Raw genomic sequence first — 202 nt, 5'->3', positions numbered from 1 at the left:
GCTTCCCTCCATTTGCCTTTGGAATTTCCACTCGCCTAACCGGTTGAGGCATATATGTGCCTTCCTTTAGTTTTCGAATGATATGTGAACCAAATTCTGCCATGTGTGCATCTAGTTCATCGACAGTCATGCCGTCTACACCTGGCTTGCCTTTGTTCTTTTTAACTTTCTTGATGGCAAGCTTTATATTCTTTCTATCGAC

The 202-nt window shown here is 42.6% G+C and carries 1 pseudogene; it reads right to left on the bottom strand.

Going from position 1 to position 202, the window contains the following annotated elements:
- A pseudogene (locus tag ACYQ4S_RS13180) lies at positions 1 to 202 on the bottom strand (group II intron reverse transcriptase/maturase); the annotation flags it as partial.

This window comes from Alkalibacterium sp. s-m-28, assembly GCF_054658175.1.
This window is presented reverse-complemented; position numbering and strand designations above follow the sequence as displayed.